Annotated in this window: 14 protein-coding genes; 1 reads left to right on the top strand and 13 read right to left on the bottom strand. The window is 59.9% G+C overall.

Features of this window, described 5'->3' with window-relative positions:
- The 13 genes from lpxA to rpsB form a co-directional block, all read right to left on the bottom strand.
- Positions 1 to 777, bottom strand: a complete 777-nt coding sequence (lpxA, locus tag HWV67_RS11030) for an acyl-ACP--UDP-N-acetylglucosamine O-acyltransferase (RefSeq protein WP_175651251.1) — start codon at positions 775 to 777, stop codon at positions 1 to 3.
- Positions 774 to 1,214 carry a 3-hydroxyacyl-ACP dehydratase FabZ gene (gene fabZ / locus HWV67_RS11025; protein ID WP_095154075.1) on the bottom strand — a complete coding sequence of 147 codons (441 nt, stop codon included), beginning with the start codon at positions 1,212 to 1,214 and terminating at the stop codon, positions 774 to 776. The genes lpxA and fabZ overlap by 4 nt, the downstream gene beginning before the upstream one ends.
- A 110-nt stretch (positions 1,215 to 1,324) precedes the next feature.
- Positions 1,325 to 2,380, bottom strand: coding sequence for a UDP-3-O-(3-hydroxymyristoyl)glucosamine N-acyltransferase (gene lpxD / locus HWV67_RS11020; protein ID WP_175651250.1), 1,056 nt, complete (start codon positions 2,378 to 2,380; stop codon positions 1,325 to 1,327).
- Between the two features lies 1 nt (position 2,381).
- Entirely contained in the window at positions 2,382 to 2,885 is a 504-nt protein-coding gene (locus HWV67_RS11015; protein WP_095154077.1) for an OmpH family outer membrane protein, read from the bottom strand.
- A gap of 45 nt (positions 2,886 to 2,930) precedes the next feature.
- Positions 2,931 to 5,282, bottom strand: coding sequence for an outer membrane protein assembly factor BamA (gene bamA, locus HWV67_RS11010; RefSeq protein WP_110968279.1), 2,352 nt, complete (start codon positions 5,280 to 5,282; stop codon positions 2,931 to 2,933).
- 74 nt (positions 5,283 to 5,356) lie between these two features.
- The gene (rseP, locus tag HWV67_RS11005) at positions 5,357 to 6,709 is read right to left on the bottom strand and encodes an RIP metalloprotease RseP (RefSeq protein WP_175651249.1); all 1,353 of its coding nucleotides are present in this window, start codon (positions 6,707 to 6,709) and stop codon (positions 5,357 to 5,359) included.
- Positions 6,710 to 6,766: 57 nt separating this feature from the next.
- Positions 6,767 to 7,957, bottom strand: coding sequence for a 1-deoxy-D-xylulose-5-phosphate reductoisomerase (gene ispC / locus HWV67_RS11000; RefSeq protein WP_175651248.1), 1,191 nt, complete (start codon positions 7,955 to 7,957; stop codon positions 6,767 to 6,769).
- Positions 7,954 to 8,769, bottom strand: a complete 816-nt coding sequence (locus tag HWV67_RS10995; protein ID WP_175651247.1) for a phosphatidate cytidylyltransferase — start codon at positions 8,767 to 8,769, stop codon at positions 7,954 to 7,956. The genes ispC and HWV67_RS10995 overlap by 4 nt, the downstream gene beginning before the upstream one ends.
- Positions 8,769 to 9,524: a polyprenyl diphosphate synthase gene (gene uppS, locus HWV67_RS10990; RefSeq protein WP_095154082.1), complete on the bottom strand. Its 756-nt coding sequence runs from the start codon at positions 9,522 to 9,524 to the stop codon at positions 8,769 to 8,771. The genes HWV67_RS10995 and uppS overlap by 1 nt, the downstream gene beginning before the upstream one ends.
- Before the next feature lie 17 nt (positions 9,525 to 9,541).
- On the bottom strand, positions 9,542 to 10,099 hold the full coding sequence (frr, locus tag HWV67_RS10985; RefSeq protein ID WP_095154083.1) for a ribosome recycling factor: 558 nt from the start codon (positions 10,097 to 10,099) through the stop codon (positions 9,542 to 9,544).
- A complete protein-coding gene (gene pyrH / locus HWV67_RS10980) occupies positions 10,096 to 10,839 on the bottom strand; it encodes a UMP kinase (RefSeq protein WP_095154084.1) in 744 nt (247 codons plus the stop codon). The genes frr and pyrH overlap by 4 nt, the downstream gene beginning before the upstream one ends.
- Positions 10,840 to 11,021: 182 nt before the next feature.
- Positions 11,022 to 11,888, bottom strand: coding sequence for a translation elongation factor Ts (tsf, locus tag HWV67_RS10975; protein WP_095154085.1), 867 nt, complete (start codon positions 11,886 to 11,888; stop codon positions 11,022 to 11,024).
- Between the two features lie 184 nt (positions 11,889 to 12,072).
- Positions 12,073 to 12,804, bottom strand: a complete 732-nt coding sequence (gene rpsB / locus HWV67_RS10970) for a 30S ribosomal protein S2 (RefSeq protein ID WP_095154086.1) — start codon at positions 12,802 to 12,804, stop codon at positions 12,073 to 12,075.
- 340 nt (positions 12,805 to 13,144) lie between these two features.
- On the opposite strand from rpsB, the gene map reads away from it, so the two are divergent.
- Complete coding sequence (gene map / locus HWV67_RS10965; protein ID WP_095154087.1) at positions 13,145 to 13,927, top strand: type I methionyl aminopeptidase; 783 nt, start codon at positions 13,145 to 13,147, stop codon at positions 13,925 to 13,927.
- The last annotated feature ends 11 nt before the right edge of the window (positions 13,928 to 13,938 follow it).

Raw genomic sequence — 13,938 nt, 5'->3', positions numbered from 1 at the left:
TCAGCGGGTGATGCCGCGGGCGGAATTCTGGATCGACTGGCGGAACATCTCGACCTCGGGGAACTGGCTGGCCGGTTCGGCCAATTCGACGATAGCCTGCTCGACGGTCAGGCCTTGACGATAGACAACCTTGTAGGCGCGACGCAGCGCGTGGATCGCATCTTCGCTGAAACCACGGCGACGCATGCCTTCGAAGTTCATGCTGCGCGCTTCGGCCGGGTTGCCGAATACGGTGACGAACGCTGGAACGTCCTTGCCAATGGCAGTGCCCATGCCGGAAAAACTGTGGGCGCCGATATGGCAGAACTGGTGAACCAGGGTGAAACCGGAAAGGATTGCCCAGTCGGCAACATGCACATGGCCAGCCAGCGCAGTGTTGTTGACCAGAATGCAATTGTTGCCGATGACGCTGTCATGACCGATATGGGCATACGCCATGATCAGGTTGTGATCGCCCAGGGTGGTTTCCGAGCGGTCCTGCACCGTGCCGCGGTGAATGGTCACACCTTCGCGGATGACGTTGTGGTCACCAATCACCAGGCGAGTGGCCTCGCCTTTGTACTTGAGGTCAGGGGTGTCTTCGCCAACTGACGAAAACTGATAGATGCGGTTGTGCCGCCCAATCCGGGTCGGCCCTTTGAGCACAACGTGTGGACCGATGACGGTCCCTTCCCCGATCTCGACATCCGGGCCGATGATCGACCAAGGGCCGACCTCGACACCATCGGCCAGCTTGGCCGAAGGATCGATGATTGCCCGAGGGTCAATCAAACTCATAGTTTGCGTTCCGCGCAGATGATCTCGGCCTTGCACACTGGCTTGCCGTCGACCGATGCCTGGCAATCGAACTTCCAGATCTGGCGTTTGCAACTGATGAATTTCGCTTCGAGGATCAGTTGATCCCCTGGCAGAACCGGCTGGCGGAAGCGCAGCTTGTCGGAACCGACGAAGTAATAGAGGGTGCCGTCCGTCGGCTTGGCATCGAGCATTTTGAAACCGAGGATGCCGGCTGCCTGGGCCATGGCCTCGATGATCAGCACGCCCGGCATGATTGGATGCGCCGGGAAGTGACCATTGAAGAAGGGCTCGTTGATGCTGACATTCTTGTAGGCACGAATGCGCTGGGCCTCGACGTCCAGTTCCACCACGCGATCCACGAGCAGGAACGGGTAACGGTGAGGCAGGTATTCGCGAATCTCGTTGATGTCCATCATTTCTGGGGGAAGCCTGTAGTAAAGATAGGGAGCATGCGCTGGGCGCCATGCACCTTTTGCGAATCAAGAAAGCGGTACAGCTATCGAGCTGCCTTGATCAGGAAAGGGTATCAGCCATCAGATGAAGGCTGGCTGCCTGAGGTCACGGCATCGACACGCTTTTCTACCTGTTGAAGGCGCTTGGCCATTTCGTCCAGTTGACGAATACGCGCCGCACTCTTGCGCCAGTCTCCCAACGGCTGCATCGCCGTCCCGGACGAATAGCCGCCCGGCTCGGTAATGGATCGGGTCACCATGGTCATGCCGGAGACGAATACGTTGTCGCAGACTTCGATGTGTCCAACCATCCCGACACCACCGGCGATCGTGCAGTGCTTGCCGATCCGGGTGCTACCGGAGATGCCCACGCACGCCGCCATGGCGGTGTGGTCACCGATCTGTACGTTATGGGCGATCTGAATCTGGTTGTCGAGTTTGACGCCATTGCCGATGCAGGTATCGGCAAGAGCACCGCGGTCGATGGCAGTGTTGACACCGATTTCGACATCGTCGCCGACAGTGACACCGCCGATCTGGGCAATCTTCTGCCAGACGCCCTTTTCATTGGCGAAACCGAAACCTTCACCACCCAGCACGGCGCCGGACTGGATCACCACCCGCTTGCCGATGCGAACATCGTGGTACAGGGTCACACGCGGGGCCAGCCAGCCGCCCTCGCCGATCACGCAACGAGCACCAACGAAACAGTGCGCACCAACGGTGACACCGGCCGCAATGACCGCGCCGCTCTCGATGACAGCGAAGGGACCGATACTGGCGCCGGCATCGACCTGAGCGTCCGCCGCAACCACGGCGCTGGGATGGATTCCCGCCACAGCCTTGGGTTTGGGGTCGAACAGGTGGGAGATGCGCGCGTAGGCCAGGTAAGGGTCCGGCACGATCAGGGCATTGCCGACAAAACCTTCGGCATCTGCGGCACGCAGAAGCACCGCAGCAGCCTGGGTATCAACCAGGTATTTGCGGTACTGGGGATTAGCCAGGAAGCTCAGTTGGCCGGGGCCAGCTTCCTGCAAGGTCGCGAGACCAACAATCTCGAGTTCCTCGGGACCCTGAAGGGTCGCTCCAAGGAACTCGGCCAGTTGGCCGAGTTTCATGGTCGCCGTCATATCAACGGGACTGGTTCATGCGCTCGATGACCTGGCGGGTGATGTCGTACTGAGGTTTGACATCAATGACCGCGCCACGCTCGAGAACCAGATCGAAGCCGCCTTTCTTGATGACTTCTTCTACAGCGCCATCCAGTTTCGGCTTGAGTTGCTTGAGCATGTCACGGTCAGCAACGGCCTTGGCTTCGTTCAGTTCCTTGGACTGGAACTGGAAGTCACGGGCTTTTTGCTTGAACTCGAGCTCAAGACGCTCACGCTCGCCCTGGGCCATTTTGTCGCCACCCTTGACCAGACGATCCTGGATGCCCTTGGCACTGCTTTCCAGGTTCTTCAGCTTGGTCAGTTGTGGGCCGAATTTCTTCTCGGCATCAACCGCGTACTGCTTGGCCGGGTCCGACTCGAGCAGCGCCATTTGATAGTTCAGGACAGCAATCTTCATTTCGGCAAACGCCGGGGTCGCGACCAGAGCCGCTGCCAGTACCGCCAGTTGAGTCAACTTACGCACGATGCACTCCTACAGAATCCGTTGTCATTTACGTGGACCAGACCCTTAGAAGGTCTGACCCAGAGAGAATTGGAACACCTGGGTATCAGCATCGTCCGGTTTCTTCACCGGCATCGCCAGGCTGAAACTCAACGGACCCAGTGCGGTAATCCAGGTCACACCCAGGCCGACGGAGCTGGCCAGGCCGGAAAGGCCGAGCTTCTCGCAATCAGGCTTGGAGCCGCAATTGGTGTCATACACGTTACCCACGTCCCAGAACACGGAGGTACGCAGCGAACGCTGGTCCTTGATGAACGGAAGCGGGAACAGCAGTTCTACACCACCCTGAACAAGAACGTTGCCGCCGAACGGCAGTGGATCCTGATCCGGGTCTGCTGCAGTTCCTGGTCGGGTGCCGTTGCTTGGCGTACTGCGTGGGCCGAGGCTGCTGTCTTTGAAACCACGTACCGAGTTGAAACCACCCGCGTAGTAGTTTTCATAGAACGGCAGGCCGGAAGTCGAACCGTAACCGTCGCCATAACCCAGCTCGGTATGCAGACGCAGGGTGTAGTCGTTGGTGATTGGCTTGAACAGCTGGCCACGGTAGTCGAGCTTGAAGAACGACAGGTCGCTGCCAGGTGTAGTTGCTTCCAGCACCAGGCTTTGCGAGTGACCGCGGGTTGCCAGGGTACCTTTGTTCAACGTCGACTCGGACCAGCCGGCCGAGGCCTTGAAGTTCAGGAAGCTGTCGCCGCCTTCCTTGTCGAGGAAGTCGAAGATCTCATCAACGGTGTAAGTACCGGTTTTGATCTTGTCCTGCTGAACAGTCAGGCCGAAGGTCAGGCGCGACGTTTCGCTGATCGGGTAACCGACGTTGACACCGGCACCCATGCTGTCCACGGCATAGCTTGCCACGTCGACATCGAGGTCATCGTAGTTGGTAGTGCGGTAGAAGGCGTTGTAGCCCAGGCTGACACCATCGGCAGTCCAGTAGGGGTCCACGAAGCCGAAGTTGTATCGGCTCTGGTACTCGGAACGGGTCAGACCGATGGAGACCTTGTTACCGGTACCCAGGAAGTTGTTCTGGCTGATCGAACCACCGAGGATCAGACCGGCGCTCTGGGCGAAACCGACACTGGCGGTGATCGAACCGGAAGCCTGCTCTTCAACGGTGTAGTTGACGTCGACCTGGTCATCGGTACCCGGAACAGCCGGGGTCTCGACGTTGGCTTCCTTGAAGAAGCCCAGGCGCTCCAGACGGGTCTTGGACTGGTCGATCAGGTAGGTCGAAGCCCAGCCGCCTTCCATCTGGCGCATTTCACGACGCAGCACTTCGTCTTCGGACTTGGTGTTGCCACGGAAGTTGATGCGGTTGACGTAGGCGCGCTTGCCCGGATCCACCACGAACATGATGTCGACGGTATGGTCGTCATCGTGCGGCTGCGGCACACCGTTGACGTTGGCGAAGGTATAGCCTTCGTTACCCAGACGGCGGGTGATCAGCTCGGAAGTGGTGGTCATCACCTTGCGCGAGAAGACCTGGCCCGGCTGCACCAGCAGCAGCGCCTTGACCTGGTCTTCAGGCACTTTCAGGTCACCGGACAACTTGACGTCGCGTACGGTGTACTTCTCGCCTTCGTTGACGTTGACGGTGATGTAGACGTGCTTCTTGTCCGGGGTGATGGACACCTGGGTGGAGGCGATGTCCATGTTGATGTAGCCGCGGTCCAGGTAGTAGGAACGCAGGCGCTCAAGGTCACCGGAGAGTTTTTCACGGGCGTACTTGTCGTCGTTCTTGAAGAACGATAGCCAGTTGGTGGTCTTGAGTTCGAACAGACCGGCCAGATCCTCGTCGGAAAACACAGTGTTGCCCACGACGTTGATGTGCTGGATGGCAGCGACCGTGCCTTCGTTGATCTTGATCTTCAAGGCAACGCGGTTGCGCGGCTGAGGCACCACTTCGGCGTCGACCTCGGCGGAGTAGCGGCCCTGAGCGACATACTGGCGCTGCAGTTCGTTACGTACGCCTTCGAGGGTCGCCCGCTGGAAGATTTCACCTTCCGCCAGACCGGATTGCTTCAGGCCTTTCATCAGGTCTTCGGTGCTGATCGCCTTGTTACCGTCGATTTCGATGCTCGACACCGACGGGCGCTCAACGACGTTGATGATCAGGACATTGCCATCACGGCCCAGTTGGATGTCCTGGAAGAAACCGGTCTTGAACAGCGAACGGGTAGATTCCACCAGGCGGCCGTCGTCGGCATGATCGCCAACGTTCAGCGGCAATGCACCAAATACGCTGCCCGCGGAAACCCGCTGCAGACCATTGACACGAATATCGGAGATGGTGAAGGACTCGGCGTGAACTTCAGCGATCATCAGTGCGGCGAGAGCCGCAGTTAGCAGCAGACGTTTCATGAAGTCCTTTCTTATTCCAACTGGCAATAAACGACCCGCCGCGAAAGGCGGCAGGTTCGCAATTGAGCGAAGCGTTACAGTCGACCCAAATCGTTGATCAGGGCTAGCAACATCACCCCGACTACCAAACTGATACCGATCTGGATACCCCAACCTTGCACCCGGTCCGACAGTGGGCGGCCACGCGCCCACTCGATCAGGTAAAACAGCAAATGCCCCCCATCCAGAACTGGAATGGGCAGCAAGTTAAGAACTCCTAGGCTAATGCTCAGATAGGCAAGGAAATTCAGGAAATCCCCAAGGCCGGACTGGGCCGAAGCGCCCGCCACTTTAGCAATGGTTATCGGTCCGCTCAAGTTTTTTACCGAGAGCTCGCCGAAGAGCATTTTCTTCAGTGAATCGAGGGTCAGAACACTCATGTTCCAGGTACGGGAAAGACCCTCGCCGACCGCTTCGAGCGGCCCGTAACTGACCTCGCGCAGCATCTGCGCCGGCCACTCGACCGCCTGGACGCCAGCGCCGAGGTAACCGGCGGCAGACTTGCCTTCACCGCGGCTGGCCAGGGTGACCGGCAACTCGATGCGAGCACCATCGCGCTCGACGGTCAGCACGATGCGGCTGTCAGCACGCCCCCGCACGGTGTCGACCACCTGCTGCCAGTCATTCAGCGCCTGACCATCCAGCGCCAGCAGGCGATCACCGGTTTTCAGCCCGGCGGCCTGGGCCGGCCCCTTCGGATCCAGCTCGGCCAGCACCGGCGCGAGCGCCGGGCGCCATGGGCGGATGCCGAGGGAGCGAATCGGATCAGGCTCGTCAGCACCCTTGAGCCAATGATCGAGGGTAATCGTGTGAGCGCTGTCAACGGTGGCGCCTTCAGTGCGCACACCGACCTGTAGCGCTCCGCTTTCGCCCAGACGGCGAACCAATTGAAGATTGACCGCAGCCCAACCGTTGGTCGGCTCGCCGTCGATCGAAACGATTTCCTGCCCGGAACTCAGCCCGGCGACGGCTGCCAGGCTACCCGCCTCGACCCCGCCGATGACCGGACGTACCTGCTGGCTGCCAAGCATCGCCAGCGCCCAGAAGAACACGATAGCGAGCAGGAAGTTGGCGATCGGCCCCGCCGCGGTGATCGCGATGCGCTGGCCAACGGTTTTTCGATTGAAACTCTGCTCGGCCTGCGCGAGCGGAACATCGCCCTCGCGCTCGTCGAGCATCTTGACATAGCCACCCAGTGGAATCGCGGCGATCACGAATTCCGTACCCTGACGGTCGTGCCAGCGAAGCAGCGGCGTGCCGAAGCCGACGGAGAAACGCAACACCTTGACGCCGCAGCGCCGAGCCACCCAGAAGTGCCCGAATTCGTGAAAGGTAACCAGAACACCCAGTGCAACCAGGGTGCCGATAATCATGTAGAGCGCACTCATGTCTTTCTCCGAATAACGTTCAACAGGGCCCGGCACGACGCCTTGCGGTGTCGCACCTCAGCGCCCGTGATGCGCCAACCACTGCCCGGCAAGCACCCGGGCCCGCTGGTCGGCGGCAAACACCGCATCCAGCGTATCCACGGCCACCACTGGCTCCTGGTCAAGCACCTGCTCGATCATACTCGCGATTTCCGGGAAGCGGATGCGTCGCTGAAGAAACGCCTCCACCGCGATTTCATTGGCTGCATTAAGCACCGCCGGCGCGCTGTTGCCGGCCTCCGCAGCTTCCCGCGCCAGGCGCAGGCAAGGAAAACGCTGCTCATCGGGCGACTGGAAATCCAGACGAGCGATGGCAAACAAGTCCAGCGGCGCCACACCGGAATCGATTCGCTCCGGCCAGGCCAGCGCACTGGCGATGGGGGTACGCATGTCCGGATTACCCAACTGGGCAAGCACCGAACCGTCGACGTAATCCACCAGCGAGTGAATCACACTCTGCGGATGCACCACGACCTCGATCTGCGAAGGGCGAGCATCGAACAGCCAGCAGGCCTCGATCAGTTCCAGCCCCTTGTTCATCATGCTGGCCGAATCGACGGAAATCTTCCGCCCCATGGACCAGTTCGGATGCGCGCAGGCCTGCTCCGGGGTCACAGCAGCGAGCTCGCTGGCTGGGGTCTGACGGAAAGGCCCACCCGAAGCGGTCAGGAGAATCCGGCGAACACCCACCTGCGCCAGCCCGCGACCATAGTCACCCGGCAGGCACTGGAAGATGGCGTTGTGCTCGCTGTCGATCGGCAGCAGCACCGCATTGCTGCGGCGCACCGCCTGCATGAACAAGGCGCCGGACATCACCAGCGCTTCTTTATTGGCGAGCAGCACCTTCTTGCCCGCCTCCACTGCCGCCAGCGTCGGACGCAAGCCTGCAGCACCGACGATCGCCGCCATTACCGCATCGACCTGCGGGTCAGCCGCGACCGCACACAAGCCTTGCTCGCCCACCAACACTTCAGTGCGCGAGCCCGCCGCCGCGAGCCCTTCGCGCAGGGTGCAAGCCCCCGCCTCGTCCGGCACCACGGCAAACACGGGCGCATGGCGCAGGCACAGCTGCAACAGCTCGTTCAAACGCGAGTAGCCAGTCACGGCGAAGACTTCGTAGCGATCCGGGTGCCGAGCAATGACATCCAGGGTGCTCAGACCGATCGAGCCAGTGGCCCCGAGCACGGTAATGCGCTGTACGCGACTCACAGGACGCCCCAGTCAGCCGCCCACAACAGCACGGCGAACAGCGGGATGGCCGCAGTCAGGCTGTCGATACGGTCCAGTACGCCGCCATGACCCGGCAACAGGTTGCTGCTGTCCTTGATCCCGGAACGGCGCTTGAACATGCTTTCAGTCAGGTCGCCGACCACCGAGCCCATTACCAGGAGCGCAGCACCGAACAATCCGAGTGCCAGTTCGCCCACACTCCAATGCCGGGTCAGACCGACAGCCAGCGTGATGACCAGGCTCAGCGCCAGGCCGCCATAGACGCCTTCCCAGCTCTTGCCGGGACTGACGTGCGGCGCCAGCTTGCGCTTGCCGAACGCCCGGCCGGAGAAGTACGCACCAATGTCCGCACCCCAGACCAGCACCATGACCGCGAGAATCAGCCAGTTGCCCATTGTCCAGTGCTTGAGCAGCACCAGCCCTTGCCAGGCAGGCAACAGGATCAGCGTACCGATCAGCAACCGACAGGCCGCGCTGGCCCACAGCTCACTGGTGCGCGGATAGGTCATGACAAGCCAGGTTGCCACGCCCCACCACAGCACCGAAGCACCGAGCACCCAGGGCGCCAGATCCGGCATCAGGTAGAGCAGCATCAGCAAACCGGCGATGACTGCGGCATAGGCCACCCGCAAAACCTGCGCCATCAGGCCGGCCAAGCGAGCCCATTCCCAGGCGCCAAGCGTGACCACCAGCCCGATGAACAAGGCAAAGCCAGCCCCTTCGAGCAGGAAGAACCCGCCCAGGGCGATCGGCAACAGAATCAGCGCGGTAATAATGCGTTGTTTGAGCATTAAGCACGGGCTCCAGCTTCGACCTGCTCGCTGGTTTTACCGAAGCGGCGCTGGCGCGAAGCGAAATCGGCCAGCGCGGTACGCATGGCCTCGTGTTTGAAGTCCGGCCAAAACAGGTCGGAGAAATACAGCTCGGCGTAGGCCAGTTGCCACAGCAGGAAGTTGCTGATGCGGTGCTCGCCCCCGGTCCGGATACACAGGTCCGGCAACGGCAGGTCGCCAGTAGCCAGGCAGGTTTGCAGGAGTTCGGGAGTGATGTCTTCCGGACGCAGATGCCCGGCCTGGACTTCGCGCGCGAGGCGCTGAGCGGCCTGCGCGATATCCCACTGACCGCCATAGTTGGCGGCGATCTGCAGGATGAAACGGTTACTGCCAGCGGTCAGCGCCTCGGCCTCGCGCATGGCCGCCTGCAGTTCAGGGTGAAAGCGGGAGCGATCACCGATGATCCGCAGGCTGATGTTGTTCTCATTGAGCCGCTTGGCTTCCCGGCGTAAAGCCGAGAAGAACAACTCCATCAACGCCCCGACCTCTTCGGCCGGGCGTTGCCAGTTTTCGCTGGAGAAGGCGAACAGGGTCAGCACCTCGACCTTGGCCTCGGCGCAGACCTCGATAACGGCCCGCACCGCGTCCACGCCAGCCTTGTGCCCGGCAACGCCGGGCAACAGGCGCTTCTTCGCCCAGCGATTATTCCCATCCATGATGATCGCGACATGACGCGGCACCGATGGAGGCACACCCTGCTTGCTCTTTTCCATTAAAAAAAGCCCCGACCTTAAACGGCCATCAGGTCCTTTTCTTTTGCTTTCACGGCAACTTCGATATCAGCAACGAACTTGTCAGTCAGCTTCTGAACATCATCAGCGGCACGACGCTCTTCGTCTTCGCTGATTTCCTTCTCTTTGACCAGATCCTTGAGTTGGCTCAGGGCATCACGGCGGATATTGCGCACAGCAACCCGAGCGTCTTCAGCGGCGTCGCGCGCCTGCTTGGTGAAGCCCTTGCGGGTTTCCTCGGTCAGGGCCGGCATGGAGATCAGCAGCAGCTCACCCAGGTTGGTCGGGTTGAAGCCCAGACCCGAGTTGAGGATGGCTTTATCCACGGCACCCAGCATGCTGCGCTCGAAAGGCACGACTTGCAGGGTACGCGAATCCTTGACCGTGACACTGGCGACCTGGTTGATCGGTGTATCGGTGCCGTAGTAAGGCACCATCACGCCAGCCAGAATCTGCGGGTTCGCGGCGCCAGTACGGATACGACCGAAAGCGTGGTGCAGCGACTCCAGCGATTTGCCCATGCGTTCCTGGGCGTCTTTCTTGATTTCGTTGATCATTGTTCGCCTTCCTCGATCAGAGTTCCTTCAGCGCCGCCCACTACGATGTTCAGCAAGGCGCCAGGCTTGTTCATGTTGAAAACCCGCAATGGCATCTTGTGGTCACGGCACAGGCAGATTGCGGTCAGGTCCATTACGCCGAGCTTGCGGTCGAGTACTTCATCGTACGTCAGACGGTCGAATTTCTCGGCATGCGGATCCTTGAATGGATCGGCAGTGTACACGCCGTCGACCTTCGTCGCCTTCAACACGACATCGGCATCGATTTCGATGGCACGCAGGCATGCGGCAGAGTCGGTGGTGAAGAACGGGTTACCGGTACCGGCAGCGAAGATCACCACGTCGCCAGAGTTCAGGTGACGAACACCTTTGCGGCGGTCGTAGTGGTCAGTAACACCGACCATGGAAATGGCCGACATGACGATGGCGGGGATATTCGAGCGCTCCAGCGCGTCGCGCATGGCCAGGGCGTTCATCACGGTCGCCAGCATACCCATATGGTCACCGGTGACGCGATCCATGCCGGCCGCGCTCAGGGCCGCACCACGGAAGAGGTTGCCACCACCGATAACCAGGCCGACCTGGACACCGATACCCACCAGTTGACCCACTTCCAGCGCCATGCGATCCAGCACCTTCGGGTCGATCCCGAAGTCTTCCGAGCCCATCAGGGCCTCGCCGCTAAGTTTGAGCAAAATGCGTTTATAGCGAGGTTGACGACCACTCACCTGCTGAGCCATTGCGAATCTCTCCTGCGGCGTTTGTAAAATTCCGGGCGGGCTGTTTTCAGCCTGCGCCAACTGTAGCGTGGCGCTTGAATAGCGCCAGAGCGAAAGCAGATCTTGTAAACCGCTCGCGCTTTGACAAAGAGGCTGCGCGCGTGAGCGGGCAGCCTCTTTGGGGCGACAGATGTGAATCCGTCTTATTGCTTCTGGGCAGCAGCCAGTTGAGCAGCAACTTCTTCAGCGAAGTTGTCTTCTTTCTTCTCGATGCCTTCGCCTACTTTGAAGTAAGTGAAGGAAACGATTTCAGCACCAGCTTTCTTGACCAGTGCACCAACGGTGACTTCCGGGTTCTTGACGAAAGCTTGCTCGACCAGCGAGGCCTCGGCCAGGAACTTGGTGATACGACCAGCAATCATCTTCTCGACGATTTCAGCTGGCTTGCCTTTCATCTTGTCTTCGTTGAGCGTCAGGAATACGCCTTTCTCGCGCTCGATCGCTTCAGCGGAAACTTCCGATGGCAGCAGGAACTCAGGGTTGCTGGCAGCAACGTGCATTGCAACATCTTTGGCCAGCTCGACGTCACCGCCTTTCAGGACAACAGCAACACCGATCTTGTTACCGTGCAGGTAGGTACCGACAACGTCACCCTCAACGCGCACCAGGCGACGGATGTTGACGTTTTCACCAACCTTGGAAACCAGGGCAAGGCGAGCCTCTTCCTGAGCTTCGATCAGCGGAGCAACGTCGGTCAGCTTGTCATTGAAAGCTTTCTCGACGCTGGCAGTAACGAATGCCTTGAAGTCGTCTTGCAGAGCCAGGAAGTCGGTCTGCGAGTTGACTTCCAGCAGAACGGCGGCTTTGCCGTCGTCCTTGATGGCGATGGCGCCTTCGGCGGCAACGTTGCCAGCCTTTTTGGCAGCCTTGATGGCACCCGAGGCGCGCATGTCGTCAATGGCTTTTTCGATATCGCCGCCGGCTTTGGTGAGGGCTTTCTTGCAGTCCATCATGCCTTCGCCAGTACGCTCACGCAGTTCCTTGACCAACGCTGCAGTAATTTCTGCCATTTCAAAATCCTCTTGGATAGGTTTTCAACCATTCCACCCGATACTCACGGGCGCTAAATTCTGGAAATCCACTACCTGTATGCGGCGCGTCGATAATGCGGACACTTGGCGACAGGAGGATTTCAAGGTGGCAAAAAGGGGGCCTAGCCCCCTTTTTGCGTGCCAAGTCGACGCTAAGCGTCACTTACTCGGCAGCTGGCGCTTCTTCAGCGTAGACTTCGGTGCCGCCGGCAACGTTGTTGCGACCACGGATGACGGCGTCAGCCATCGAACCCATGTACAGCTGGATGGCGCGAATGGCGTCATCGTTGCCTGGGATGATGTAGTCAACACCTTCAGGGCTGCTGTTGGTATCGACAACGCCAATGACCGGGATGCCCAGCTTGTTGGCTTCGGTGATAGCGATGCGCTCGTGGTCAACGTCGATCACGAACAGAGCATCAGGCAGGCCGCCCATGTCCTTGATACCGCCCAGGCTGCGATCCAGTTTTTCCAGATCACGGGAGCGCATCAGCGCTTCTTTCTTGGTCAGTTTGGCGAAGGTACCGTCTTCAGCCTGGACTTCCAGCTCGCGCAGACGTTTGATCGAAGCACGGATGGTTTTGTAGTTGGTCAGCATGCCGCCCAACCAGCGATGGTCGACGTACGGCGAACCGCAACGTGCTGCTTCTTCAGCAACGATCTTGCCAGCGGAACGCTTGGTGCCGACGAACAGGATCTTGTTTTTGCCCTGGGCCAGGCGCTCTACGAAGCTCAGAGCGTCGTTGAACATTGGCAGGGTTTTTTCCAGGTTGATGATGTGAATCTTGTTGCGCGCGCCGAAAATGAACTTGCCCATTTTCGGGTTCCAGTAACGGGTCTGGTGGCCGAAGTGCACACCGGCCTTCAGCATATCGCGCATGTTGACTTGGGACATGATAGTTCCTTGATAAGTCGGGTTGGGCCTCCACGCATCCCAATGACCAACCCGCGATCTTTCGATCGGAGCACCCAGGTCATCGTGTCGATACGTGTGTGGGTTTGAGCTTGACGGGGCTATCCCCGGAAAGCGGCGCATTTTATACCACACTCGATCGATGAACGAAACCCGCAATACCATCGCCTTAGCGGCCTTTTGCACCCCGGGCGCAATCGCGCCAGAATGCCAGCATCCATGAGGCACCAGCCGTGGCGCGGGGCCCTGAAACCGCCAACGCTCTGCTAGAATCGCGCCTTTCCTGTTTGCCAGCGCCGCTGCGCGCCGTAGAGAGCCTGCAATGACCGTCACCATCAAAACCGCCGAAGACATCGAAAAGATGCGCATCGCCGGCCGCCTTGCCGCCGAAGTCCTGGAAATGATCGAAGAGCACGTCAAGCCCGGCGTGACCACCGAAGAACTGGACCGCCTCTGCCACGACTACATCGTCAACGTGCAGCAGGCCATTCCGGCGCCGCTCAACTATAAAGGCTTCCCCAAGTCGATCTGCACCTCGATCAACCATGTGGTCTGCCACGGCATCCCCAACGAGAAGCCGCTCAAGGCCGGCGACACGCTGAACATCGACGTGACCGTCATCAAGGACGGCTACCACGGCGACACCAGCCGCATGTTCCATGTCGGCGAAGTGCCGGTCTGGGCCGAGCGCCTGTCGCGAGTCACCCAGGAATGCCTGTACAAGGCCATCGAACTGGTCAAGCCGGGCTGCCGCCTGGGCGATATCGGCGAAGTGATCCAGAAGCACGCGGAAAAGAACGGCTTCTCGGTCGTCCGCGAGTTCTGCGGCCACGGCATCGGCAAGGTGTTCCACGAAGAGCCGCAGATCGTGCACTACGGCCGTGCCGGCACCGGCATGGAACTGAAGGAAGGCATGACCTTCACCATCGAGCCGATGATCAACCAGGGCAAGGCCGACACCAAGGTGCTGGGCGATGGCTGGACCGCCATCACCAAGGACCGCAAGCTTTCCGCCCAGTGGGAGCACACCATGGTGGTCACCGCGACCGGCTACGAAATCTTCACCCTGCGCAAAGACGACACCATTCCCCGTACTTCAGCCTGACCAGACAGGAC

The sequence above is a fragment of the Pseudomonas sp. Marseille-P9899 genome (assembly GCF_903166565.1).
Taxonomy (GTDB): Bacteria; Pseudomonadota; Gammaproteobacteria; order Pseudomonadales; family Pseudomonadaceae; genus Aquipseudomonas; species Aquipseudomonas huaxiensis.
This window is presented reverse-complemented; position numbering and strand designations above follow the sequence as displayed.